17 protein-coding genes are annotated in these 20,971 nt (G+C 59.4%); 4 read left to right on the forward strand and 13 right to left on the reverse strand.

Annotated elements, in window-relative coordinates; translation table 11 throughout:
• Window positions 1-10: 10 nt before the first annotated feature.
• On the forward strand, window positions 11-1,003 hold the full coding sequence (locus HFP51_RS06370) for an MBL fold metallo-hydrolase (RefSeq protein WP_176874892.1): 993 nt from the start codon (window positions 11-13) through the stop codon (window positions 1,001-1,003).
• Here HFP51_RS06370 and rnr read toward each other — a convergent pair.
• Window positions 1,000-3,219, reverse strand: coding sequence for a ribonuclease R (gene rnr, locus HFP51_RS06375; RefSeq protein ID WP_176874893.1), 2,220 nt, complete (start codon window positions 3,217-3,219; stop codon window positions 1,000-1,002). The genes HFP51_RS06370 and rnr overlap by 4 nt on opposite strands.
• A 73-nt stretch (window positions 3,220-3,292) precedes the next feature.
• On the opposite strand from rnr, the gene glpD reads away from it, so the two are divergent.
• Window positions 3,293-4,783, forward strand: a complete 1,491-nt coding sequence (gene glpD, locus HFP51_RS06380; RefSeq protein WP_176874894.1) for a glycerol-3-phosphate dehydrogenase — start codon at window positions 3,293-3,295, stop codon at window positions 4,781-4,783.
• Entirely contained in the window at window positions 4,780-6,243 is a 1,464-nt protein-coding gene (gene glpK / locus HFP51_RS06385) for a glycerol kinase GlpK (RefSeq protein WP_176874895.1), read from the forward strand. Before glpD ends, glpK begins: the two co-directional genes overlap by 4 nt.
• Here the strand turns inward: glpK and HFP51_RS06390 are convergent, their stop codons facing one another.
• Complete coding sequence (locus tag HFP51_RS06390) at window positions 6,244-7,293, reverse strand: enoyl-CoA hydratase/isomerase family protein (RefSeq protein WP_176874896.1); 1,050 nt, start codon at window positions 7,291-7,293, stop codon at window positions 6,244-6,246.
• A gap of 111 nt (window positions 7,294-7,404) precedes the next feature.
• On the opposite strand from HFP51_RS06390, the gene HFP51_RS06395 reads away from it, so the two are divergent.
• A complete protein-coding gene (locus HFP51_RS06395; RefSeq protein WP_176874897.1) occupies window positions 7,405-8,853 on the forward strand; it encodes a coniferyl aldehyde dehydrogenase in 1,449 nt (482 codons plus the stop codon).
• 278 nt (window positions 8,854-9,131) lie between these two features.
• Here HFP51_RS06395 and HFP51_RS06400 read toward each other — a convergent pair whose 3' ends face one another.
• From HFP51_RS06400 to HFP51_RS06450, 11 genes are all read right to left on the reverse strand, one after another.
• The gene (locus HFP51_RS06400) at window positions 9,132-11,102 is read right to left on the reverse strand and encodes an acetyl/propionyl/methylcrotonyl-CoA carboxylase subunit alpha (RefSeq protein WP_176874898.1); all 1,971 of its coding nucleotides are present in this window, start codon (window positions 11,100-11,102) and stop codon (window positions 9,132-9,134) included.
• Between the two features lie 4 nt (window positions 11,103-11,106).
• Window positions 11,107-11,493 carry a lysozyme inhibitor LprI family protein gene (locus tag HFP51_RS06405; RefSeq protein ID WP_176874899.1) on the reverse strand — a complete coding sequence of 129 codons (387 nt, stop codon included), beginning with the start codon at window positions 11,491-11,493 and terminating at the stop codon, window positions 11,107-11,109.
• 13 nt (window positions 11,494-11,506) lie between these two features.
• Entirely contained in the window at window positions 11,507-12,514 is a 1,008-nt protein-coding gene (bioB, locus tag HFP51_RS06410) for a biotin synthase BioB (RefSeq protein WP_176874900.1), read from the reverse strand.
• Window positions 12,504-13,127, reverse strand: a complete 624-nt coding sequence (locus tag HFP51_RS06415; protein WP_176874901.1) for a trans-aconitate 2-methyltransferase — start codon at window positions 13,125-13,127, stop codon at window positions 12,504-12,506. The genes bioB and HFP51_RS06415 overlap by 11 nt, the downstream gene beginning before the upstream one ends.
• Window positions 13,124-15,259 carry a methylmalonyl-CoA mutase gene (gene scpA, locus HFP51_RS06420; protein WP_176874902.1) on the reverse strand — a complete coding sequence of 712 codons (2,136 nt, stop codon included), beginning with the start codon at window positions 15,257-15,259 and terminating at the stop codon, window positions 13,124-13,126. Before scpA ends, HFP51_RS06415 begins: the two co-directional genes overlap by 4 nt.
• Window positions 15,260-15,370: 111 nt before the next feature.
• Window positions 15,371-16,171 carry an enoyl-CoA hydratase-related protein gene (locus tag HFP51_RS06425; protein WP_176874903.1) on the reverse strand — a complete coding sequence of 267 codons (801 nt, stop codon included), beginning with the start codon at window positions 16,169-16,171 and terminating at the stop codon, window positions 15,371-15,373.
• Between the two features lie 84 nt (window positions 16,172-16,255).
• Window positions 16,256-16,675 (reverse strand): methylmalonyl-CoA epimerase, encoded by a 420-nt coding sequence (gene mce / locus HFP51_RS06430; RefSeq protein ID WP_176874904.1) that lies wholly within the window; start codon window positions 16,673-16,675, stop codon window positions 16,256-16,258.
• 30 nt (window positions 16,676-16,705) lie between these two features.
• A complete protein-coding gene (locus HFP51_RS06435) occupies window positions 16,706-17,692 on the reverse strand; it encodes a DUF808 domain-containing protein (protein ID WP_176874905.1) in 987 nt (328 codons plus the stop codon).
• Window positions 17,693-17,702: 10 nt separating this feature from the next.
• The gene (locus HFP51_RS06440; protein WP_176874906.1) at window positions 17,703-19,235 is read right to left on the reverse strand and encodes an acyl-CoA carboxylase subunit beta; all 1,533 of its coding nucleotides are present in this window, start codon (window positions 19,233-19,235) and stop codon (window positions 17,703-17,705) included.
• A 44-nt stretch (window positions 19,236-19,279) separates the two neighbouring features.
• Window positions 19,280-20,170, reverse strand: a complete 891-nt coding sequence (mmsB, locus tag HFP51_RS06445) for a 3-hydroxyisobutyrate dehydrogenase (RefSeq protein WP_255454919.1) — start codon at window positions 20,168-20,170, stop codon at window positions 19,280-19,282.
• Window position 20,171: 1 nt separating this feature from the next.
• Window positions 20,172-20,954 (reverse strand): enoyl-CoA hydratase-related protein, encoded by a 783-nt coding sequence (locus tag HFP51_RS06450; protein ID WP_176874908.1) that lies wholly within the window; start codon window positions 20,952-20,954, stop codon window positions 20,172-20,174.
• Window positions 20,955-20,971 lie beyond the last annotated feature (17 nt).

Here is a 20,971-nt window from a genome sequence, read left to right on the forward strand (position 1 = left end):
GGTTTTGACGATGCGCGCCGCGCCGCTCACGATCGGACTGATCGCCATTTCGCTGGCTTTTGCCAGCTGCAATGGCGGAGCCGATGATGCGAGCGAAGGCGCAGATGCCGTCGCGGAGCTGGAAATTCACCGGCCATTTCGCGGCGGGCCTGGCTCAGTAAACAGCTATTGGCTCGAAGGTCCTGACGAAATCCTGGTGTTCGACGCACAGCGCAGTATCGCCTTGGGCGAGCGTGTCGTCGCCGCGATTCAGGAAACTGGCAAACCGGTCACAGCAATTGTGATCAGCCATTATGATCCGGGGCATTTCGGCGGGCTCCAGGCTTTCACCGAAGCGTTTCCGGATGCCGAGCTGCTAATGACGGCAGAAGTCGCCGAGCAGATCGACAGGGACCTGTCCGGTTACGTCGAAAGGCTCCGTGAAGCGCAAGGCGATGATTATCAAGCGCCGCCAGACCCCAGCCGCCTGATCGAAAATCGAGAAGAGCTGACGGTTTCCGATATCCCGGTGGTTGTCCATACGCTCGACAATACCGAAGCGGAAACAATGACAATGCTGTCGATCCCCAGCCAACAAGCCGTGCTGGCTGTGGATCTGGTCGCCAATCGCATGCATCCGGATTTTGCCGATGCGGATCTCGATCGTTGGCCGTTGGCGCTCGACCGGCTCACGCGAGAATTTAGCGGATACACATTGTATCCGGGCCATGGTGAGCCAGGTCCGGTCAGCCTGCTCGCAGCCAACCAGAAGGGCTATCTGACCTTTGTCCGTGGCCAGGTTGAGCGGGAGATGCTGGCAGACGGGATTGCGAGTGAAGAGGAAATTACCGAAGCTATCGCCGCGATACGAGCCAACTATCCAGACTGGGAAAGCGTGACGGGACGACCAGCGCAGTTACGCCGCAATCTGGAAGCGATTGTCGCCCAGCTTGGCGGAGAGATGGAAGCGGCAGTGGCCGAAGAAGAAGCCGAAGACGAAACCGTTGAAGAGGACGCGCCCTAGCGCTTGCCTCGACCTCGTTTGTCACGCCGTTTGCCGCGCGGCCGATCCCGCCGATGCCGATCAGACCGCCGCCCTGACGTGCCGCCGCCCTTACCTTCTGGAAGCTCAAATCTAAGCCCGCCACTGATTGGGCTCGCCTCCACCAATCTCAGTTCCAGCCTGTCGCCAATGGCATAGCGTGTACCGGTCTCCTCGCCGATCAGCGCATGAACCCGCTCATCATAGCGATAATATTCATGGCCCAGGTCGCGCGCCGGCACCAATCCGTCACCACCCAGACCTTCGACCGTCGCGAAGAAACCGAAATTCTGAACGCCGGTGATCCGCGCCTTCATAATCTCACCGACGCGTTCGGAGAGATAGGCGGCGACATAGCGGTCGACAGTATCGCGCTCCGCCTCCATCGCTCGTCGTTCCAGCTTGCTGATCGTCTCACCGGTCGCTTCCATGCGTTCGGCTTCGGTGCCGGTGAGTTTGGTGTCCGCACTATCGGGGCCAAGGTCATAGGCGCCGACGAGCGAGCGATGAACGAGCAGATCTGCATAGCGGCGGATCGGCGAAGTGAAATGCGCATAGCTGCCGAGCGCCAGTCCGAAATGACCGGCATTGCGCGGTGTGTAATAGGCCTGGGTCTGGGTGCGCAGGACCTGCTCCATCACCTGTGGCCGGAAATCGCTGTCGCCGATACGCGTCAGAATATGATTGAAGGTTTCAGGGCGGATGACCTGGCCGAGCGTGAACGGCACGTCCAAGCTCGCCAGATATTCTTTGAGTGCCATCAGTTTTTCGCGGCTCGGCGGTTCATGGACGCGATACATAACCGGTGCGGCCTTGGCCTCAAGCGCTTTTGCGGCCGCCACATTCGCCGCAATCATATAGTCCTCGACCAATCGGTGCGCGTCGAGCCGCTCGCGCGGCGCAACCGACAATATGCGCCCGGTCTCATCCAGCTCGATCCGGCGCTCCGGCAAGTCCAGATCCAGCGGTCCACGCTTATCGCGTGCGGCGTACATCGCATCCCAGCAATCCCATAATGGCTTGAGGACACCGTCCATCAATTCCGCGTCGACACCGCCCTGTCCTTCGATCGCTGCCTGTGCATCTTCATAGGGAATATTGGCCGCTATCCGAAGTTGTACGCGCGCGAAGCGCCAGCTCTTCACCTGGCCCTTTGCGTCTATTGCCATGTGACAGGCGAGCGCGGCCCGATCTTCACCGGCCTTGAGGGAACAGATATCGGCCGACAATTCCTCCGGCAGCATCGGCACGACACGATCGGGGAAGTAGACGCTGTTGCCGCGCCGCCGCGCTTCCGTGTCGAGCGCGGAGCCCGGACGGACATAGAAGCTCACATCCGCGATCGCGACGATCACCCGCCAGCCGCCCTCGCCATCAGGCTCTGCCCAAAAGGCATCGTCATGGTCGCGCGCATCAGCCGGATCGATCGCGATGATCGGCAAATGCGTCAGGTCTTCGCGATCGCCCAATGGGGTCTTCGCCACCTCTCCGGCCTCGGCGATGGCTTCGCCGGAAAATTCGACCGGAATCTCATGCTTGTGGATGGCGATCAGCGAAAAACTGCGCGGCTCGAACGGATCGCCGAGAATTTCGATGACGCGCGCCGATTGCCGCGGTGGACGGCCGGATTTTTCGGCCAGCACAAGGTCCCCCGCCTGTGCACGATTGGCGTCGGACACGAAGAAATCCTTGCGGTTGCTCTTCTCCAGCCCTTTCAGCCAGAGCTTGCCACCCTCTTCGTGCAACACACCCATCAGCTCATCCTCGGCCGGCGCAATCTTCTTCATCGGATGCGCAATCCAGCCGCGACCCGCTTGCTCGGTGCGTGCCAACACGCGATCACCAATACCCAGCGGATGGCGGCGGCTGCGTTCCTTCACGCGCAGTTTCGGCACCGGAGCATCGCTCTCCCAGCGTTCTGGCTCTGCCCAGACATCGCCATCATCATCAACGCTGGTGATCCGGAGAACGGTGACGCGCGGCAGGCCGCCAGATTTGTGGAGCGCCTGGCCAACGCCTTTGTCGACAAGCCCCTTCTCGGCCATGCGTTTCAGCATTGCCTTGAGTTGGATCTTCTCCTGGCCCTTCAATCCGAAAGCGCGCGCAATTTCGCGCTTACCGGCCGGGCGGTCTGAGCTCTCGATAAAATCGACAATCTGTTGTTCGGTCGGGAAGCCGGCGGGCGGTTTGCGGGGCATGATTTTGGCATAGCCGCAATAACGCGTGGCCGCCATCTAGTGACGCCCGAAAAAATTCCGCTAAACAGAGGTAATGACATATGACCTCCTGATCATCGGCGGCGGAATAAACGGTACGGCGATTGCGCGTGACGCGGCTGGCCGCCGCTGGAAAACACTGCTGGTCGAACGCGACGATCTGGCCGGCCACACGAGCTCATCCTCCTCAAAGCTGATTCACGGCGGCGTCCGTTATCTTGAATATTACGAATTCGGCCTTGTGCGAAAGGCGCTCAAGGAACGGGAGGTCATGCTGAAATCGGCCCCCCATATCATCTGGCCGATGCGCTTTGTGTTCCCGCACAATAACCAGGTGCGCCCGTTTTGGATGATCCGGGCGGGGCTTTTTCTCTATGACCTGATCGGCGGACGCAGGACGCTGAAAGGCACACGCTCACTCGCCAAGTCCGATCCGCGCTACAAATCCCCCTTCTCCGATCCGCAAACCAAGGGTCTCGTTTATTCGGACTGCTGGGTTGATGATGCGCGGCTGGTTGCGTTGAACGCGCGCGACGCTGCGGATCGCGGTGCGGAGATCGCAACACGCACAGCGCTCACCGCCGCCAAGCGCGACGGCGATGGCTGGTCGGCGACCCTCAGTGATGGCCGGACAGTATCCGCGCGCGCCATGGTCAATGCGACGGGGCCCTGGGTGGCCGACCTGCTGGAAGAGACGATCGGTGTTCCGCACGCATCCAAGGTTCGCCTGGTACGCGGCAGCCATATCATCGTGCGGCGTCTTTATATCGGCGATCATGGCTATATCCTCCAGCTTCCCGACCGACGGATAGTCTTCGCCTTGCCCTATCTTGGAAAATATACCCTGATCGGCACCACCGATTTTGCAGTCGACGAGCCGGGCGATGACGGCGTGAGCACAGAAGAGATCGACTATCTGTGCCGCTCGGCGAACTTGTATTTCGCCATCCAGATTTCGCCGGACGATGTGGTCTCCAGCTATGGCGGTGTGCGGTCGCTCTATGACGATGGTGCCGAAGATTCAGCCGAAGTGACGCGCGACTATGTCCTGGAGATTGACGACGGAGGTTCGGATGGCGCAGCGCCCCTGCTCTCGGTGTTCGGCGGCAAGATCACGACGGCTAGGGCGCTCGCTGAAGACGCGAATGGCCAGCTGAGCGTGATGGCAGGTTTGGGCGGCAAGGCTTGGACCCGAGAGGCTCATCTTCCTGGCGGCGAACTGGGCATCGGCTTTGACGATTTTCTCGAGCAGATCGAAGCGCGGTACCATTTCCTGGAATGGGAGCATGCGCAGCGACTGGCCCGCGCCTACGGGTCGCTACTACCCGAGATATTGGGCGATGCGACGAGCATGGCGGATCTCGGAGAGCATTTCGGCGCCGGGCTTACGGAACGCGAAATACGCTATCTGATTGACCGTGAATGGGCCCAAACCGCAGAGGATATTCTCTGGCGACGCAGCAAGCTCGGATTGTTGATGAGCGAAGAGGAACAGGCGCGGCTAACAACCTATATGCGCGAGACGATAGAGGGAGCTGAGGCATGACCCGCCATATCCTTGCAATCGACCAGGGAACGACATCGAGCCGAGCCATTCTGTTCGACGAAGACGGGAAACCGCTCACAAGTTCCGCACAGGAATTTACACAGCATTATCCAGAGGATGGCTGGGTCGAGCATGATCCGGAAGATATCTGGCGGGACACTGTCTCGGCGGTAAAGGCCGTTCTCTCCGACGAAACCACTGCGATCGGTATCACCAACCAACGCGAGACCATTGTGCTCTGGGACCGAGCAACCGGCAAACCCCTGCACAAGGCAATTGTCTGGCAAGATCGCCGGACCGCCGATACCTGTCGCAAACTCAAGGCCGATGGGCATGAAGAGCTGGTGCGCCGCAAGACCGGACTGCTGCTCGATCCCTATTTCAGCGCCACCAAACTCGCCTGGCTGCTCGACAATGTCGATGGTGCGCGCGCTGCGGCTGGCCGTGGCGAGCTCGCGGCCGGAACGATCGATTGCTTCCTGCTCTGGCGCCTGACCGGCGGACGGGTGCACGCAACCGACATCACCAATGCCGGGCGCACCATGCTCTGCGATATCCATCGCGGCGAATGGGATGATGAGTTGCTTGCGTTATTCGATATCGACCGCAGCCTGCTCCCCGATATTGTCGGCAATTCGGAAATCTATGGCGAGACCGATCCCGCGCTATTTGGCCGCGCAATCCCGATCGCGGGCATGGCTGGTGACCAGCAGGCGGCACTGATCGGCCAGGCCTGTTTCAAGCCCGGCATGGTGAAATCCACCTATGGCACAGGCTGTTTCCTGTTGCTGAATACGGGCACAGTACCAGTACAATCCAACAATCGCTTGCTTACCACCCCGGCTTACCGGATCGGCGATGACATCACCTATGCGCTGGAAGGGTCGATCTTTGTCGCTGGGGCCGCAATCCAGTGGCTGCGGGACAAGCTCGGCGTCATTTCCGAGGCCGGAGAGACGGCTGCGATCGCCCAAGCTGCGCCTGACAATCACGGCGTCTATCTGGTGCCAGGCTTTGTCGGCCTCGGCGCGCCGCATTGGGAACCCGATGCGCGCGGATTGATCAGCGGGATGACGCTCGACACAACGGCCGATCACATCGTGCGCGCGACCCTGGAATCGATTGCATATCAAACCCGAGATCTCGTCGAGGCTATGCGCGCTGATGGCGCGGACGCGCCTCAAGCACTGCGGATCGACGGCGGCATGGCGCAGAATGATTGGTTCTCCCAGTTCCTCAGCGATATTGTCGAGGCACCGGTCGAACGGCCCGAAAGCCATGAGACGACTGCGCTGGGCGCAGCTTATCTGGCTGGGCTGGCGACCGGCGTGTGGGATGGTCTCGATGATCTATCGGCCAAATGGGAAGCCGCGGGCCGGTTTGAACCGGCGATGGACAATGCCCAGCGCGACGCGTTGCTGAGCGGTTGGAAACAGGCGCTCAAACGAACGCTTCTCTAACTAGAGACGCAGCGGCGTCCATTCTTCATCAGCGGGTAACGGCTCGAATATCTGATCGATCAAATGATCGCTTACATCTTCAGGTGTTGCCGGATTCCATTGCGGATCATTATCCTTGTCGACAATCACCGCGCGGACGCCTTCGAGAAAATCGTGGCGCTGCACGACATGCGCACCAACGCGATATTCAACCCGCATCTCATCGGCAAAATCGACCTGCTGCGCGCCCTGATGCAGGAGGTAGAGCGATACCTTGCAGGTTTGCGGTGATTTGGTGGCCAGGGTCGCGAGTTCCTTGTGCGCCCATTCCGATCCATCTGCTTCGAGCGCTGCAATGATATCCTCATAGCGATCCGAGACGAAAAGCGCGTCGATCCGGTCCATATTGCCGAGAATTCGTGCCTCAGGCGGCGCAATGGACGCGTCATCGAGAATTGCCGGGATGTTGTGGGGATCGGCAGCGATAGCGGCCTTTACATCGTCCAGCGCGTCGCTCGGCAGGTAATGGGTGGCAAGATCAAGCGCCATGCACTCGGCGCCATCGATTCGTGCACCCGTCAGCGCCAGGAATTGTCCCGACCGCCCCGGCAGGCGCGAAAGATACCAGCCACCGCCAACGTCCGGGAACAGGCCGATCCCGGTTTCCGGCATCGCAAAGCGGGTATGTTCGGTCGCAATCCGATATTGGCAGGGCAGCGAAAGCCCAACGCCCCCGCCCATCGTGATCCCATCCATGAACGCGACGGTCGGTTTGGCATAGGTGAACAACAGATGGTTCAAGCGATATTCGGTATGGAAGAACTCGCGCGCCTGAACGCCATCCGTCGCGCCGCTTTCCGCCAGCATCCGAATATCGCCACCGGCACAAAATCCCCGCCCCTCGGCATGGTCGATGAGTACCGCTTCGACGGTAAGATCTTCCCGCCAGGCCAGGAGCGATTCGATCGCAGCCTCGCACATCGCGGTTGTGAGGGCATGCAAAGCCTTGGGCCGGTTCAATCGGAGCCGGGCGGCCTTGCCATCTATCTGGGTAATGAGCTGATCGGTCATGGCCCTGATCTAACGAGCGCGCAGGGCGGCGTCACCCTGTTCAAGACGGAAATCCTCGCCTAAACTCGGTTTCAAAATGCAACATAGAGAAGAATAAGAGAGGATGTCGCCATGGCCGATGCAGAACCCCAGGTCGTAGATAACGACGCAATGCTTTCCGCGCTCGAGGCGCAGCGCGCCGCTTTCATGGCCGCGCTGCCCGTAAGTGCAGAGACCCGCAAAGACCGGTTGACCCGGGTTGGCCGCCTGCTTGTCGATAATGCCGATGCGCTGTGCGATGCGATGAGCGAAGATTTCGGCCACCGGTCCAAAGATCAATCGATGATGACCGATATCGTCTCGGCGCTGGGCGAAGTGAAATATGCCCGCAAGCATGTCGAAAAATGGATGCGTCCGGAAAAGCGCAGCCCCCGCTTCCCGCTCGGCGTGTTCGGTGCCAAGGCGCGGATCGAATATCAACCTTTGGGTGTTGTCGGGATCATTGCGCCGTGGAATTTCCCGGTTCAGCTGACCTTCAGCCCGCTGGCCGATGCTTTGGCCGCCGGTAACCGCGTCATGATCAAGATGAGCGAGTTCACGCCGGTCACCAGCGCGCTCGTCGAGAAGCTGATTGGTGAGAGTTTCTCGCCGGAAGAAATCGCCGTGTTCAATGGTGGACCCGAAGTCGGCCAGGCCTTTTCCGGCCTGCCTTTCGATCACCTGCTATTCACCGGTGCTACCAGCATCGGCAAGCATATCCTGCATGCTGCAGCTGACAGCCTGACACCGGTGACGCTGGAGCTCGGCGGCAAATCGCCGACGATCTTCGGTGAGAGTGCGGACATCGAAAAGGGCACGAGCCGGGTCGCCATGGGCAAAATGATGAATGCCGGACAAATTTGCCTGGCGCCTGACTATATGATGGTCCCCGAAGCCAAGGAAGGCGATGTCATTCAAGGCCTTAGCGCCGCTGTTGGAGAGCAATATCCAAGATTGGATGCGAATGACGATTACACATCGATCATCAATGATCGCCATTATGAGCGGCTTCAGGGTTATCTGAAGGACGCCGAAGAAAAGGGCGCCGAGCTGGTCGAAGTCAATCCCGGCAATGAGGATTTCAGCGCATCGAACAAGCGCAAAATGCCGCTCACCATCGTCCGCAACCCGACCGACGATATGAAGGTCATGCAGGAAGAGATTTTCGGTCCGGTCCTGCCGATCAAGACCTATAAGTCTGTTGATGAGGCGATCGATTATGTGAACGCCAATGATCGTCCACTGGGGCTCTATTATTTCGGTAGCGATTCCGCCGAGGAGCAGAAGGTATTGTCAAAAACGATCTCGGGTGGCTCGACCGTCAATGACGTGATCTTCCATATCGCGATGGACGAACTGCCGTTTGGTGGTGTCGGCCCATCCGGCATGGGATCGTACACCGGCCATGAAGGGTTCAAGACGTTCAGCCATGCCAAGAGCGTGTACAGCCAGGCCAAGATGGACGTCGCCAAGATGGGCGGTTTCAAGCCGCCATTCGGCAAGACGACAAAAAGCACGATCAAGCGCGAATTGAAAATCTGAAGACTGGAGCTGCGCCGTTGGGCTGAGCGTGTCGAAGCTCTGCACTTCATTCTTCGACGGTGAAAGAAGAGGACAGCCCTTCGACAAGCTCAGGGCAAGCGGGTGGTGCATGGCCTCCTGACGACCGAGATCACACCCCGTACTCCGGCGAAGGCCGGAGCCCAGTCCAGCCGGTTCGGGCCTAGGCTCCGGCCTTCGCCGGAGCACAATAGGTGAACCGTCACCCTGAACGTGTTTCAGGGTCCACCGTTTCACAGGAACGGTCGTTGCGGTCCACGCTATTCGAATTCCATGATGACATCGTCCGCCTGAAGGCTATCGCCTTCGGTGGCCGAGACTGTCGTGACCACACCGGCTTTTTCGGCGCGCAGGATATTCTCCATCTTCATCGCCTCGATGACGGCGAGTGGCTGGCCTTCCTCGACCTTGTCGCCCTCACCCACATGCACGGCCGTTACCAGACCCGGCATCGGGCAGATCAGCATCTTGGAAAGGTCAGGCGGCTCTTTTTCGATCATATGATCGGCAAGCGGCGCAAAATGGGCCGGTAAGGTGCGTACCGCATGGCTTGCGCCGCGTGCCGTCAGCGTCAGGCCATAGCGCGCGGGCTTGATCTTCACGGTCAGGATCTCGTCGCCAAATTCCGCCTCGATCATCCGATCACCCGGCGCATAGGCCATGGCCAGTTCCATAGCCGTGTCATTGATGAAGACATCATCAGGATCGATCCGTGCTTTGAAATCCGTATCACCAATCCTGACCACCCAGTCGGCGGGCGGTTGGAGCGGCCCATCCAGCTGGCCTGACACACGACGCGCGCGATCGGAATGGGCGGTGGCAGCAAAGGCAGCTACGGCCGCAAGGCGCTGCAGCAGCGTCTCATCCGCCGGCGCGCCTTCAAAGCCTTCGGGATATTCTTCGGCGATGAAATTGGTCGTGATCTCACCGGACCGGAAACGCGGATGCTGCATCAGCGCCGAGAGAAAATCGAGATTGTGACCGAGGCCCTCCAGCTCAAACTTGTCCAGTGCGTCTATCTGCAGGTCGATCGCGGCTTCGCGCGTATCGGCATAGGTGATCAGCTTGGCGATCATCGGATCGTAGAACATCGAGACTTCGCCGCCTTCGGCCACGCCGTCATCGACGCGCACGCCTTCGCCTTCTTCGGGCGGATCGTAGCGCACAAGGCGGCCGATTGACGGGAGGAAACCGCGATAGGGATCTTCGGCATAGACCCGGTTTTCCACCGACCAGCCCGTCAGCGTGACATCGTCCTGTTTGAACGGCAGCTTCTCGCCGGCCGCGACGCGGATCATTTGCTCAACCAGATCAACACCAGTGATATTTTCGGTCACCGGATGCTCGACCTGGAGCCGGGTATTCATTTCGAGAAAATAGAAGCTCTTGTCCGCACCGACGATCAGCTCGACCGTACCGGCACTGTGATAATCGACAGCAGCCGACAGCGCGACGGCCTGCTCGCCCATTGCCTTGCGCATCTCTTCGTCGACAAAGGGTGATGGCGCTTCTTCGACGACCTTTTGGTGACGCCGCTGGATCGAGCATTCCCGCTCACCCAAATAGACAATATTGCCATGCTTATCGCCGAGTATCTGGATCTCGATATGGCGCGGTTGCTCGATAAATTTCTCGATAAACACACGGTCATCGCCGAAACTGGCCAGGCCTTCGCGTTTCGTAGCCTCAAAACCATCGCGCACATCCTGCTCGTTCCAGGCGAGCCGCATGCCTTTGCCGCCGCCGCCAGCCGAGGCTTTCATCATGACCGGATAGCCGATTTCCGATGAGATCTTCACCGCATGTTCGGTATCGTCAATCTCGCCGACATGGCCGGGAACCACGCTGACCCCTGCCTTTTTCGCCAGCTTCTTCGATTCAATCTTGTCGCCCATCGCGGCAATCGCGCCCGGCGGCGGACCGATAAAGGCAATGCCGGCTTCATCAAGCGCGTTCGCGAAACTTTCGCGTTCGGAGAGAAATCCATAGCCCGGATGGACGGCTTCCGCGCCAGTTTCCTTGCACGCCTCGATGATCTTGTCGGCGAGCAAATAGCTTTCTGCGGCTGGCGGCGGGCCGAGATGCACGGCTTCATCCGCCATTTCGACATGCGGGCTGCGCGCATCGGCATCCGAATAGACCGCGACCGTCGCGATCCCCATCTTCTTGGCGCTGCGGATAACCCGGCACGCAATTTCGCCGCGATTGGCGATCAGGATTTTCTTGAACATCTGGTTATTGGTCCTCGATCATCAGGTTGCGCAGCTCGGTCACGCGCTGGCGGGTCATACTGGTCCGGCAGCCATGATAGAGCAATGGCTCCGCGCTGCCACCGCGCATATGATAGGAATAGGTCGCGCAATGTTCGTCGCGCAGGATGATCCAGGCGCGCTGCGCGGCCATTAACCGATCTGCCCCGCTGTCCCGCCCATCGTTTAAATCATCGAAACTCAGATAGTTGCGCGCATATCCGATCGCCTGCTCCCAGACATCCTGAAGCTCGGCATCGGCCAGTTCATATTCCCAATAAGCGCAGGCGTTCATCTGCTGCTGCGGGAGATTGCCATAATCCGCGCAGCTTTGCGCGTCTGGTGTGAACTGCATCAGGGCAAAAAGAGCCACTCCCAGCAACGCCCTACTCCGCCGCTACCAGATCAGCGCGGGCCGGCTCTTCGCCTTCGAGCGGCACCAGGCCGAGCTTCTCGAACAGCGCGGCATCGGCATCGTCTCCGCGATTGCCGGTCGTGAGCAGCTTGTCCCCGGTGAAGATCGAATTCGCTCCGGCAAGGAAACACAGCGCCTGGACGCTTTCGCTCATGCTTTCGCGGCCCGCTGACAAGCGCACCATGGAGCGCGGCATCGTGATCCGGGCGACGGCAACCGTGCGGACAAATTCCAGGTCATCGATCTTTGCCTCAGGCACGTCATGGAGGATATCGCCAAGCACAGTGCCCTTCACCGGTACCAGCGCATTGACCGGCACACTTTCCGGATGGCGTTCAAGTGTCGCAAGCGCATGAAGAAAGCCGACCCGATCTTCGCGCGTCTCACCCATGCCGACAATTCCACCTGAGCAGACATTGATGCCGGCGTCCCGAACATTGTCGAGCGTCTCGATCCGCTCTGCAAAACTGCGCGTCGAGATGACCTCTTCATAGCGTTCCGGCGAGGTATCGATATTGTGGTTATAATAATCGAGGCCCGCTTCGCTCAGCATTTCCGCCTGTTTCGGCGTCAGCATGCCAAGAGTCATGCAGGTTTCCAGACCCATGTCGCGAACGCCTTTCACGATCTCGACAATCGCGGGCATGTCCCGGTCCTTGGGGTTGCGCCAGGCGGCCCCCATACAGAAACGCTGGGACCCGGCATCTTTGGCCTGGGCTGCGGATTGCAGCACCTGACGCACATCCATCAGCTTGGTCGCCTCGACACCGCTATCGGCATGGACGGATTGCGAGCAATAGCCGCAATCTTCCGGACAACCGCCCGTTTTGATCGACAAAAGCGTGCAAAGCTGCACTTCGCCCGCCGCATGATTGTCGCGGTGCACGGACTGGGCGCGCCACAGCAGTTCATGAAAAGGCAGATCGAACAGATTCGCAATCTCGTCGCGGGTCCAATCGGTACGAATCTCAGCCGTCATTCAGTGTCCCTTTACCGCGCTTGGCCAACCAAATAGTGCGATTGCCACAATTCGGATCGCTTTCCACATGCTTCAATACCGAAAAGCCCAAAACTTCAAGCGTGTCTTTGTAATCCGCTTTGCTGAGGCTCGCATGGAACAGCGGCTCACCGAACATCGGGTTGATCGCTTCGCCACGTCCCGTCCCGCTCGTGAACAGTATCGCGGCGTGATCCGACGCATGACGCGCAAAGCGATCCAGCGTCGAAGCCTGGTGATCCTGAGCCAGATGAAAGAAACTGTCCCAGGCGATAATGCCATCAAATGTGCGGTCCAGCTCGAACGATCGAAGGTCGGCGTGGTGGAACTCGGCGTCCGGCAGGCGCTGCTGCGCCAGTGCCAATAGCGGCTCACTCATATCAAGACCGACCAGGCGGAAACCGGCATCCGCAATATATTGGCCAATGGGCTGTCCCGCTCCGCATCCTGCATCCAGCACGGTGCCGCCGGGTGGTAGCAGCGTCAGGAACGCATCAAGCCAATCTTTCTCAAACAGCGTTCGCGATCGAACGGCATCGAATTGCTCCGCATGATCGCGGTAAAATTCTACCGGATCGCGATAGTCGGCATTCACTCAGCGGCCTCATCCAGCGGCGGCAGGTTGTGACCGAGCAATTTGAGCACCTCGGCAGCGGCATCGACCAGATTGGTGCCGGGTCCGAATATCCCTTTCACCCCCGCCTTGCGCAGGAAATCATAATCCTGCTGCGGGATCACACCGCCGGCAAAAACCCGGATATCGGGCCGGTCCGCCTCTTCGAGCTTGGTGATCAATTCCGGGATGAGCGTTTTATGTCCGGCCGCCAGGCTCGACGCGCCGATGGCGTCGACATCATTGGCAAGCGCCATGTCTGCAACCTCGCCCGGCGTCTGGAACAGCGGTCCCGAAACAACGTCGAAGCCCATATCGGCAAAGGCGGAGGCAACAAGGTTTGCGCCTCGGTCATGCCCGTCCTGGCCCATTTTCGCGATCATGATCTTCGGCTTGCGGCCCAGCCTTTCGGCCATCGTGTCAACGCCGCCCGTGACCCATTCCCATTCGGGAGATCCATCATAGGCGCCGCCATATACGCCGCTTACCGGCTGCGGGATCGTATCATAGCGCCCGAACGCATCTTCCATGGCTGAGGAAATTTCGCCCAAGGTGCAACGCGCCCGCGCGCACTCGATGGCGAGTGCCAGCATATTGCCATCGGCCTTGGCTCCCGCGGTCATCGCGGCGAGCGCAGCTTCAGCCGCATCTTCATCGCGCTCGGTGCGGGTCTTGTCGATGCGTGCGATCTGATCGCGGCGGACCCGTGCGGTATCGATGTCGAGAATGTCGATCTCCGGCTCTTCCTCGAGCCGATATTTGTTCACCCCGACAATCACCTGTTCGCCGCGGTCGACGGCGGCGGCCTTGGCAGCGGCGGCTTCTTCGATATGCCGTTTTGGCAGCCCATCGGCCACGGCCTTGGTCATGCCGCCCGCTTCTTCGACTTCCTCGATCAGCTCCCAGGCCTTGTCGGCAAGCTGCTGGGTCAGCGCTTCGACATAATAGGACCCGCCCAGCGGATCGGCGACATTGGTGATGCCGCTTTCCTCTTGCAGGATCAGTTGGGTGTTGCGGGCAATGCGCGCCGAAAAATCAGTCGGCAGCGCAACGGCTTCATCAAAACTGTTGGTGTGCAGGCTCTGGGTGCCGCCCAAGGTCGCGGCCATCGCCTCGATCGTCGTGCGGATGACGTTGTTGTAAGGATCCTGCTCCGTCAGCGAGACACCCGATGTCTGGCAATGGGTGCGCAGCATCTTTGATTTCGGGTTTTGGGCACCGAAATCATCCATGATCCGATGCCAGAGCATGCGGCCCGCGCGCATCTTCGCAACTTCCATGAAGAAGTTCATGCCGATGCCCCAGAAGAAACTGAGGCGCGGGGCGAAACTGTCGACATCCAGCCCCTGCGCCATGGCGGCGCGGACATATTCCATGCCATCGGCCAGCGTATAGGCAAGCTCCTGGACCGCCGTCGCTCCGGCCTCATGCATATGATAGCCGGAGATCGATATCGAGTTGAAACGGGGCATGTTTTCAGCGGTATAGGCGATGATATCGGCGACAATCCGCATCGATGGTTCGGGCGGATAGATATAGGTGTTCCGCACCATGAATTCTTTGAGGATATCGTTCTGGATCGTACCGGCGAGCTTGTCCTGCGACACGCCCTGTTCTTCTGCGGCAACGATATAGAAGGCCATCACCGGGATCACGGCCCCGTTCATCGTCATCGACACGCTCATTTGGTCGAGCGGAATCTGATCGAACAGGATCTGCATGTCCGCGAGCGTATCGATCGCGACGCCGGCCTTGCCGACATCGCCCGTTACGCGCGGGTGATCGCTGTCATAACCGCGATGGGTGGCGAGATCGAAGGCAACCGAGAGGCCCTTTTGTCCCGCAGCCAGATTACGGCGGTAAAAGGCATTGGAATCTTCGGCTGTTGAAAAGCCGGCATATTGCCGGATCGTCCAGGGCCGCCCGGTATACATGGAGGCATAGGGACCCCGGGTGAACGGTTCGAAACCCGGCAGGCCGGAATCGATTGCGTCCTCGGCACCATATACAGGCTGAACCGGTATGCCTTCGGGCGTTTCCCAGGTGAGATCGCGGCCCTTTACTTCCTTGGCCGCGCGCTCCCGCCAATCGTCTTTATTTACGTCATCGCTCATAAACTGCTCAATACCCGTTTGGGCTGAGCCTGTCGAAGCCCTGCCCTGCCTGGAATATACCGATAAAAGGAAGAACGACCCTTCGACAAGCTCAGGGTTGACGGAATCCCGCTATTGGCCGGTAAACTGCGGTTTTTCTTTCTTGAGGAAGGATACCGCGCCGATAATTGCATCCTGGCTGTTACCCGCTTCCCGCTGGGCATTGGCTTCAGCATCCAGGGCATCGCCATAGCTGCGCTCGAGATTTTCCATCGCCGTGCGACGCATCAGGCCAAGCGCCTTGGTCGGGCCTTTGGCGAGCCGTTCGGCCAAGGCTTGGGCTTCAGCCATCAGATCATCGTCAGCGACGACCTTGTGGACCATGCCCCATTCCAGGGCCTTGTCCGATTTGATCTTCTCACCGAGCATCATCATCTCGAAGGCGCGCGACTTGCCGATCAGACGCGGCAGCATCCATGACGCACCGCCATCCGGCACCAGACCGATATTGACGAAGGCCTGGAGGAAATAACCGGATTCGCCACAGATCACGAAGTCGCCCGCAAGCCCAGCCGAACAACCGACACCAGCCGCCGGGCCCTTAACCGCCGTAATCAACGGGACCGGAAGCTCGGCCAGCTTTTTCATCATCGGGTTATAATGACCATCAAGGGACGCTTTGGCGCGATCGCCGCCGCTGATATCGCCGCCACCGTCACGACCGCCACCGGCAAGATCGGCACCTGAACAGAAAGCGCGCCCTTCCCCGGTCATGATCACGCAGCGAACATCCTGGCCAAGCGCTTCATCGAGCGCTGCAGAAATCTCATCGGCCATCGCCGGCGGCATCGCATTGAGCCGCTCAGGCCGGTTCAGCGTGATCGTCGCGATATTGTCCGCAACAGCAAGTTTGATGGTTTCATAATCGGCCATGGTCGTATCTCTCCCGGGGAATGCGATTGGTTTACGTTAACGTAAATCATGCCGCGCTCGGCGAGTCAAATCCATGGCATGAAATCAATGCGCGTCTTTGGGTGTTTCCATGATCTCGGTGAGTACGCCGCCCATATCCTTGGGATGGACGAAGAAGATCAACGTGCCATGCGCACCGATCCGCGGTTCGCCCAGCACCCGCTTGCCCAGCGCCTCAAACTCCGCCTTGGCCGCATGGATATCCGGCACTTCGAAGCAGAGATGATGCTGCCCGCCCTTAGGATTATGCTTGAGAAAGCCATGGATCGGGGAATCCTCGCCCAGCGGCTCGATCAGCTCAATCTGGCTGTTCGGCGTATCGACAAAACAGACTTTGACACCCTGGGTCGGCATATCGAACGGCTCGTGAACCGTCGTCGCGCCCATTACATCGCGCCAAAAGGCGATGCTGTCCGTGATGGAGGGCGTCGCAACGCCGACATGGTTGAGAGGTCCGAGTTTCATTCTTTTCCTCCAAATATTTCCGTCATGCCGTCAATGTGCTTCGCCATGCGGGATGATGCGATGCACGATCGGTGCGATCACCGCGCCAATGGCAACACCACCCAATCCTGACAGGATGGCAAATATCAACCATTCGGCGAATCCATGCATGCCTTCGGGAGTCAGATCGACCAGCGGATGGGAGACAAGTTCGATCCAATGTTCAGGGCCATGCCAGCCAATCGCCGCGATATTATGGACCAGCAACCCGCCGCCGACCCAAGCCATGGCGAGCGTGCCGATGATCGAGATGCCGGTGAGTAGTTTTGGCATGAACGCGACGAGGCCGCGCCCGAATGTGGCCATACCATTGTTGCGCGTCTTTGCGAGATGCAGGCCGACATCATCCATCTTTACGATCAGCGCGACCGCGCCATAGACCGCAACGGTGATCACGATACCGATCAGCGCAAGCACGAGCGCCTGTTGCCACCAGAGCTGATCGGTTACTTCGGACAAGGCGATCGCCATGATTTCAGCAGACAGGATCAAGTCGGTCCGGATCGCACCGGAAACCATTTGAGTTTCCCGCTCCGGTCCCTCCACGATCGCCGGTAATTCATGGACATTGGTCTCGTCGACATGGATCCATTCGAGCACTTTTTCGGCCGCCTCATAGCAGAGGAACAGCCCGCCAATAATCAGGATATAGGGGATGAGGAACGGTGCGAACTGGCCGAGCAGCACGGCAGCCGGCAGCAATATCAACAGCTTGTTCTTGATCGAGCCCCGCGCAATCCGCGCGATCATCGGCAATTCGCGCGCCGGTTCGAAGCCGGTCACATAGCGCGGGGTCACCGCTGCATCATCAATCACCACGCCTGCGGTTTTCGTTCCCGCACGCGCCGCTGCGGCAGTGACATCGTCGAGCGATGCCGCCGCCGCTTTCGACATGACGCTCACATCATCGAGCGACGCCGATGCTGCTCTGGCAATGGCAGCGACATCATCAAGGAGGGCGACTAGTCCTGAGGGCATCGGCTACCCCCTACAACGGAATATTGTCATGCTTCTTCCACGGATTCTCCAATGCCTTGTTCCGGAGTTTCCGTAAGCCAAGCGCGACGCGGCGGCGGGTGGAGTGCGGCATGATCACTTCGTCGATAAAGCCCTTGGCGGCCGCGACGAATGGGTTGGCGAAGCGGTCCTCATATTCCTTGGTCCGGGCGGCGATCTTCTCTTCATCGCCAATATCCTTGCGGAAGATGATCTCGACCGCGCCCTTCGCACCCATCACCGCGATTTCCGCTGTCGGCCAGGCATAGTTGAGATCGCCGCGCAGATGCTTGGACGCCATCACGTCATAAGCGCCGCCATAGGCTTTGCGGGTAATCACGGTAATCTTGGGCACCGTCGCTTCGGCATAGGCAAAGAGCAGTTTTGCACCGTTCTTGATGATGCCATTATGCTCCTGGCCGACCCCGGGAAGGAAGCCCGGCACGTCCACGAAGGTTACGATCGGAATATCAAAGGCATCGCAGAAGCGGACAAAGCGCCCGCCCTTTTTGGATGCCGCGATATCGAGACAACCCGCGAGCACAGTGGGCTGGTTGGCGACAATCCCGACCGTGCGCCCTTCGATCCGGCCAAAACCGATAATGATATTGGCGGCATGGGCCGGCTGAAGCTCGAAAAATTCGCCTTCATCGACCGTTTTCCGGATCAGCTCATGCATGTCATAGGGCGTTGCCGCGCTGGCCGGGATCAGCGTGTCGAGGCTTGGTTCTTCGCGGTCCCAGGCATCGGCAGTGGGCCGCTCCGGCACGTCTTCGCGGTTCGATGCGGGCAGATAATCGATGAAATCGCGCGCCGCCATCAGCGCTTCAATGTCATTCTCGAACGCCACATCGGCAACGCCGGACTTGGTCGTATGCGTTACCGCACCGCCCAGTTCTTCCTGGGTCACGACTTCATTGGTCACCGTCTTCACAACATCCGGACCGGTCACGAACATATAGGAGCTGTCCTTCACCATGAAGATGAAGTCGGTCATGGCCGGGCTGTAAACGGCCCCGCCAGCACAAGGCCCCATGATCAGCGAAAGCTGCGGTACGACGCCCGATGCGAGCACGTTGCGCTGGAACACTTCGGCATAGCCGCCAAGGCTCGCTACGCCTTCCTGGATGCGGGCCCCGCCGGAATCGTTGAGCCCGATCACGGGCGCACCGACTTTCATCGCGGTATCCATCACCTTGCAGATCTTCTCGGCATGCCGCTCGGACAGCGAACCACCGAATACCGTGAAATCCTGGCTGAAAGCATAGACCAGCCGGCCGTTGATCGTCCCCGATCCGGTGACCACGCCATCACCCGGCACCACCTGCTCCTGCATGTCGAAATCGACGCAATTATGCTCGACGAACATATCCAGCTCTTCAAACGAGCCTTCGTCGAACAGCACGAGCAGCCGCTCACGCGCCGTCAGCTTGCCCTTGGCATGCTGGCCGTCGATCCGCTTCTGGCCGCCGCCCATCCGCGCCTGCTCGCGGCGGCGTTCAAGATCTTCGAGTACGTCCTGCATCACACTCCCCTTTGCGCTTCAGAAAGAAGAGCAGGCCCGAATTGTCAATCCGTACTGCTGGTTTCGAGGAACTTGATGATGCCGGAGAAATCCTTTTTCTCGCCGCCATGCTTCACATATTGCTCATACATCGCCCGCGCCTTGGCACCCATCGGCGTACGCATATCGGCCTCATCCGCGGCTTCCATGGCAAGCTTGAGGTCCTTCAGCATCAAGGGAGCCGCAAAGCCGCCCTCATAGCCATTATCGGCCGGGCTCTCCGGGCCGACACCCGGAACCGGGCAATAGCTTGTCATCGACCAGCTCTGGCCAGATGCCTTGCTCGAAATATCGAAGAAGGTTTGCGGATCGAGGCCGAGCGACTGGGCAAGGTTGAACGTCTCGCAGGTCGCGATCATCGTCGCGCCGAGCAACATATTGTTGCAGATCTTGGCCGCCTGCCCTGCGCCTGAATCGCCGGCATGGATCACCGCTTTGCCCATCTCTTCGAGAATTGGCTGGGCGCGCTCAAATGCCGTTTCGCTGCCGCCGACCATGAATGTCAGCGTCCCGCCAGCGGCCGCAGCAATCCCGCCGGATACCGGCGCATCGACCATCAGGAAGCCCTTGCTCAACGCCTGCTCGCCCACCTTGCGCGCCGTGCCGACGTCAATCGTCGAACAATCGAGGAGCAATGTACCGGGCTCAGCATGATCGAACACATCGTCGACATAGACCGCTTTCACATGCTTGCCCGCGGGCAACATGGTAACGACGGCTTCTGCCCCCTTCACCGCGTCTGCGCCGGATTCGGCAACCCGGCAGCCATTGGCTTTGGCGGTTTCAAGCGCCGCTTCGGAGATATCGAACGCGGCGACATCATGTCCCGCCTTGGCCAGGTTCGCGGCCATTCCCGCGCCCATATTCCCCAGGCCGATAAAGGCTATAGTCGTCATCTTAGCGTCCCTTCCATTCGGCATCGCGCTTGTCGATAAATGCGCCCATGCCTTCGGTCTTGTCTTGGGTGGCGGTCAAAATCTGGAACAGGCGGCGCTCATGCACGACCCCCTGATCGAGTGTCATTTCAAATGCCGCATTGACCATTTCCTTGTTCACCCGCGCAGCCATCGGCGCTTTTGAGGCGATCGTCTCTGCGCTCTTCATGGCTTCGTCGAGCAGCGTATCATGGGCAACCACGCGTGCCACGAGACCGGAGCGTTCGCCTTCCTCGGCATCCATCATCCGGCCGGTCAGGCACATTTCCATCGCCTTCGACTTGCCGATCGCGCGGGTCAGCCGCTGCGATCCGCCCATGCCGGGCGCGACACCCAGATTGATTTCGGGCTGGCCAAACTTGGCTTTGTCCGACGCAATGATGAAATCCGCCATCATTGCAAGCTCACAGCCGCCACCCAGCGCAAAGCCATTAACCGCCGCGATCCAGGGCTTGCGAACCGCCTTCACGATATCGCTTGTCCATTTCGCGAAAAAGTCTTCCAGGTAGAAATCGGCGGCCGCCTTATCGAACATCTCCTTGATGTCCGCGCCGGCTGCAAAGGCCTTGTCGCCGGAGCCGGTCAGGATCGCGCAGCGCTGGCCATCATCCGCTTCATAAGCGGCAAAGGCATCGGCGAGATCTGCGAGCACGTCGCTGTTCAGCGCATTCAGAGCCTTTGGCCGGTTCAGCGTGATCAATGTAACCGCGCCGCGCTGTTCGACGAGGATGGTTTCGTAACTCATAGCATTCACCTTCTCAT

Source organism: Parasphingopyxis sp. CP4 (assembly GCF_013378055.1).
Classification (GTDB): domain Bacteria; phylum Pseudomonadota; class Alphaproteobacteria; order Sphingomonadales; family Sphingomonadaceae; genus Parasphingopyxis.

Excerpts from the sequence above, each read along its gene's own strand:
- HFP51_RS06370 (WP_176874892.1), top strand. The coding sequence starts at position 11 with ATGCGCGCCGCGCCGCTCACGATCGGACTGATCGCCATTTCGCTGGCT.
- rnr (WP_176874893.1), bottom strand. The coding sequence starts at position 3,219 with ATGCCCCGCAAACCGCCCGCCGGCTTCCCGACCGAACAACAGATTGTC.
- glpD (WP_176874894.1), top strand. The coding sequence starts at position 3,293 with ATGACATATGACCTCCTGATCATCGGCGGCGGAATAAACGGTACGGCG.
- glpK (WP_176874895.1), top strand. The coding sequence starts at position 4,780 with ATGACCCGCCATATCCTTGCAATCGACCAGGGAACGACATCGAGCCGA.
- HFP51_RS06390 (WP_176874896.1), bottom strand. The coding sequence starts at position 7,293 with ATGACCGATCAGCTCATTACCCAGATAGATGGCAAGGCCGCCCGGCTC.
- HFP51_RS06395 (WP_176874897.1), top strand. The coding sequence starts at position 7,405 with ATGGCCGATGCAGAACCCCAGGTCGTAGATAACGACGCAATGCTTTCC.
- HFP51_RS06400 (WP_176874898.1), bottom strand. The coding sequence starts at position 11,102 with ATGTTCAAGAAAATCCTGATCGCCAATCGCGGCGAAATTGCGTGCCGG.
- bioB (WP_176874900.1), bottom strand. The coding sequence starts at position 12,514 with ATGACGGCTGAGATTCGTACCGATTGGACCCGCGACGAGATTGCGAAT.
- scpA (WP_176874902.1), bottom strand. The coding sequence starts at position 15,259 with ATGAGCGATGACGTAAATAAAGACGATTGGCGGGAGCGCGCGGCCAAG.
- HFP51_RS06425 (WP_176874903.1), bottom strand. The coding sequence starts at position 16,171 with ATGGCCGATTATGAAACCATCAAACTTGCTGTTGCGGACAATATCGCG.
- mce (WP_176874904.1), bottom strand. The coding sequence starts at position 16,675 with ATGAAACTCGGACCTCTCAACCATGTCGGCGTTGCGACGCCCTCCATC.
- HFP51_RS06435 (WP_176874905.1), bottom strand. The coding sequence starts at position 17,692 with ATGCCCTCAGGACTAGTCGCCCTCCTTGATGATGTCGCTGCCATTGCC.
- HFP51_RS06440 (WP_176874906.1), bottom strand. The coding sequence starts at position 19,235 with ATGCAGGACGTACTCGAAGATCTTGAACGCCGCCGCGAGCAGGCGCGG.
- mmsB (WP_255454919.1), bottom strand. The coding sequence starts at position 20,170 with ATGACGACTATAGCCTTTATCGGCCTGGGGAATATGGGCGCGGGAATG.
- HFP51_RS06450 (WP_176874908.1), bottom strand. The coding sequence starts at position 20,954 with ATGAGTTACGAAACCATCCTCGTCGAACAGCGCGGCGCGGTTACATTG.